Origin of the sequence: Shewanella sp., from assembly GCF_051658185.1 — a bacterium.
In the GTDB taxonomy this organism is placed as follows: Bacteria; Pseudomonadota; Gammaproteobacteria; order Enterobacterales; family Shewanellaceae; genus Shewanella.
Window position 1 is genome coordinate 1 of the sequence record NZ_JBOFMC010000011.1, and the last position, 3247, is coordinate 3247.

Sequence of the window (3247 nt, forward strand, 5' to 3'; positions counted from 1 at the left end):
TGACAACCTTGGCTGAACGCCGCAGTATTGCAGGTTGGTTCAGGGTCAGTAATAGCATGCATGGATTTTAAGCGGCCTTGAGTCTCGCTCGGGTTCGCGGTGCAACGCTTTGTTTCGCGGCCCGTATCATCTTGTTAACCTCAGCGTTGGCTGTGGCATCCTTTAGCGAATAGCCACAGCCATAACCCCAATCTCTATCCCATTCCAATACCAATACAATCCCGACCAGCAGAGGCCAAACTGATTGGCGTATTATTAAGCCGTTCAGAATCACCTCTTTCACCTATCTCACCTTTATCTAATGGTGGCTGTTTCTGGCAGGTAACTCTGATTAAAAACTTTGATTAAAAACTCTGATTAGGTCTCTGATTAACCACTTCGGTCTAGGCTAGCGCTTAGCTTAAGAGGTGCTTAATGGCAGACAAATAAATTCCTCCAGCACACTGAAAAGAGGGGGTTTTTTTATCCGCATTTAATGTTACGCTAACAAAAAAGTGTGCGCTACCACACACTTTTGTCGATTTGATGGAGGCGAGCGAATGGGTAATGGCGAGCAATTAGGGTATCTGAAGGGCGAGCATGTGGTGCTTGAACCTTTATCTTTGTCGCATATCACGGCGTTAAGCGTTGCGGTGGCCGATGGGCAGTTATGGCAACTGTGGTTTGCGAACGTGCCTAAACCCAGTGAGATGAAAACCTATGTTATTAGCGCGATTGCAGACAGAACTCATGGCGTGAGTTTTCCCTTTGCTGTTCGCGATAGGGCGTCGGGACGAATTGTCGGCTGCACGCGCATTTGCCATTGGGAGAGCGAGCATCGGCATCTGGAGATTGGTTACACTTGGTATGCCAAACGCGCCCAACGAACTGCCATTAATACTGAAACCAAACTCCTGCTATTAACCTTCGCTTTTGAAACTTTAGAGGCCATCGCGGTCGAATTTCGCACTCATTGGCATAATCACGCCTCTCGCCAAGCTATCGCCAGACTCGGGGCGAAACAGGATGGTATTTTGCGCAATCACAGGATTTTGCCCGATGGAAGCATTCGCGACACTGTGGTGTTTTCTATTCTGGATTCGGAATGGCCGGCCGTTAAAGCCAATTTGGCATTTCGTTTACAGTTACCACAGGCTGACTAAGCTGTGGCACTGGCGATTCCAATGATAAGTCAGCGCTCGCAAGCAATATTGGCGATGGTCATACCGCTGCGCCGATATTGATGCTTAACGGTATTTTTGTGTACTCACATGCGTGGTATCTGAGGTTCGGCTGAGCATGAGTCCAAGGTGGAATCGCCTGAGGGGGCAAGCTGTCAGTCGAATGCAGTGATACGTTTTTATGCGTCATTTTTAATAAAAAAGGGAAGCAACCATGTTAAACCTGCGTGTATTAAAAGGATCCGTCATTGCCGTTTTTGCCTTTTCGGTGACCACCGGGGTGGCGGCGAGCGAGGCCGAAAAAGCCTTCAGTCAAGAACTGATTGAATGTGCAGCTTATTATCAGATTAGTTCAGAAGCTATCGCGGGAATGAATGCCCCGCAGATGCAAGCAGTGGGCGAGCGCTTAAAAAATGCCAAAATTGAAGCCGAAAATCTGGCTAAAAAATATCAGCCCCAAGCTGAGGTGACCGCAGCCATCGCCAATGCCAAGGCCAGCCAACTGCAAAGCCTAGGCGGTGCCAGTAATCTCGGGCCCTTGATGGGGAAATATAAAGGCCAATGCCAAAGCTTATTAGCCGACCCGCAAAAACGGTTAGATTATTGGATCATGGCAACAATGTAATAAGCTTAAGGTGCTCTTTATCTCATCGCATTATGAAAAGCGCCGCAATGACGGCGCTGATGCCCCGTAGCGGGTAAGGCGAGTTCTGCGCGATATCGTTAAGGGGAGTGTGATAAAAAATACTCCTCTTGGTTTTGAGATTTATGCACTCTTGACGTTGGTATCACGGCTCCGCTTTGGCAAAGATTAGCGCTCCACTCATTGCCGTGAACTGGACAATATTACGCACTTAATTTGGCGTTTTAATGCTCTGCCCACCATCAATTTTGTAGCTCCGTTCTGCTCACTGTAAATCCTTTCTGACAAGCTTAAGCCAAGAAAAACGCGAGATAGTTTGATGAACACTTGCTTTACGTTCGCGTAAACGTCAGAGTGGTTTCATTGTCATATTTTATCCGCCACTGGCGAATTTTGCCGCCAAGGCACATTTAGCTTGGAGTCTCCATGAGTACTGAACAATTAAACCAAGAGATCGTTATTGTTGCCGCTAAACGCACCCCAATGGGGGGCTTTCAAGGCAGTTTGTCTGGCGTTACCTCTCCAAGCTTAGCGGCCATCGCCATCAAAGCCCTGTTAGCCGATACTCAAATTGTGGGTGATAAGGTCGATGAGGTGTTGATGGGTTGCGTATTACCCGCGGGTTTAGGCCAAGCACCTGCACGTCAGGCGACCTTAGGTGCAGGATTGCCCTTATCCGTTGGTGCGACCACAGTAAACAAAGTGTGTGGCTCAGGCATGAAGACGGTAATGCTAGCCCATGATTTGATTAAAGCAGGCAGTGCAAAGCTGGTGATCGCTGGTGGCATGGAAAGCATGAGCCAAGCCCCATACTTGCTCGATAAAGCGCGCGGCGGCATGCGTATGGGCCATGGCAAAGTGTTAGATCATATGTTTCTTGACGGTTTAGAAGATGCCTACACTGGCGGCGCTATGGGCACATTCGCCCAGAAAACGGCGGATGAATTTGGCTTAACCCGCGAGCAAATGGATGTCTTCGCATTAAGCTCACTGGAAAAAGCCAACGCGGCCATTCATTCAGGTGCTTTCAAAACGGAGATCGTGCCCGTCACGGTAAGCGATCGCCGTGGTGATGTGACTATCGATACCGATGAGCAACCAGGCAATGCCCGTCCTGAAAAAATCCCCACGCTGCGCCCAGCCTTTGCCAAAGATGGCACTATTACTGCGGCAAACTCTAGCTCGATTTCCGATGGAGCGGCGGCGCTGATGCTAACCACGCGCGCCAATGCTGAGCAGTTAGGCTTAACTGTGCTTGCCACCATCAAGGGCCATACTACCCATGCGCAGGAGCCTGCACTCTTTACCACTGCGCCCGTTGGCGCGATGGCAAAACTGTTGAGCAATGTGGGCTGGTCAAAGGATGAGGTTGATCTGTTCGAAATCAACGAAGCCTTTGCCATGGTGACTATGCTTGCCGTTTCTGAATTAGGGTTAGATATGG

At 49.2% G+C, this 3247-nt stretch carries 3 protein-coding genes; all 3 read left to right on the plus strand.

The window, feature by feature from the left end:
- Positions 1-539 precede the first annotated feature (539 nt).
- On the plus strand, positions 540-1142 hold the full coding sequence (locus ACRCZA_RS00575; protein ID WP_438672547.1) for a GNAT family N-acetyltransferase: 603 nt from the start codon (positions 540-542) through the stop codon (positions 1140-1142).
- Between the two features lie 232 nt (positions 1143-1374).
- A complete protein-coding gene (locus ACRCZA_RS00580) occupies positions 1375-1785 on the plus strand; it encodes a hypothetical protein (protein ID WP_438672548.1) in 411 nt (136 codons plus the stop codon).
- Positions 1786-2229: 444 nt separating this feature from the next.
- Positions 2230-3247: acetyl-CoA C-acyltransferase (locus ACRCZA_RS00585; RefSeq protein ID WP_438672549.1), on the plus strand; the 1018-nt coding region annotated here is incomplete at its 3' end.

Coding starts and splice junctions, on each gene's coding strand:
- ACRCZA_RS00575 (WP_438672547.1), top strand. CDS start 540: ATGGGTAATGGCGAGCAATTAGGGTATCTGAAGGGCGAGCATGTGGTG.
- ACRCZA_RS00580 (WP_438672548.1), top strand. CDS start 1,375: ATGTTAAACCTGCGTGTATTAAAAGGATCCGTCATTGCCGTTTTTGCC.